Genomic DNA, 528 nt, shown 5'->3' on the forward strand with positions numbered 1-528 from the left:
CTCCTAACGCTTCTTAATTCGTTCGATTCTTGCTTTCAGGCTCCGCATCAGCTCGTCCTGCACGTCGCCTTTTTTCTGCAAGGCCTCCATCACGTCCTCATCCCGGGTGCCCTCCGTGATCAAATGATGCACGAAGACCGTGGACTTTTGCCCCTGCCGGTGCAATCGCTTGTTCGCCTGCTGGTACAGCTCCAGCGACCAGTTGAGGCCAAACCAGATCACGTGGCTCCCGCCTTCCTGCAAATTCAACCCGTAGGCCGCGCTGGCCGGATGGGCCAGCAAAAGGTCGATCCGGCCGGCGTTCCAATCGTCCGCGTCCTGCGGAGTTTTTAGTTCGCGAACCTTCAGGTCGCTACGCGCCATAGCCGCCTTGATCCGGGAAAGGTCGTGCTTGAAGTTATAGAAGACCAGGGCCGGCGACCCGTTCAGCTTCTCCACGGTCTCCTGGAACACCTCCAGCTTGCAGTCATGTACTTCGACCGGCTGCTTGTCCTCGTTGTACACCGCCCCGTTGGCCATTTGCAGCAG

At 58.7% G+C, this 528-nt stretch carries 1 protein-coding gene; it reads right to left on the minus strand.

Features of this window, described 5'->3' with window-relative positions:
* Positions 1–3 precede the first annotated feature (3 nt).
* Positions 4–528: DEAD/DEAH box helicase (locus NE619_RS17965; RefSeq protein ID WP_256133856.1), on the minus strand; the 525-nt coding region annotated here is incomplete at its 5' end.

The organism is Anaerovorax odorimutans (genome assembly GCF_024459955.1).
GTDB lineage: Bacteria > Bacillota > Clostridia > Peptostreptococcales > Anaerovoracaceae > Hominibacterium > Hominibacterium odorimutans_A.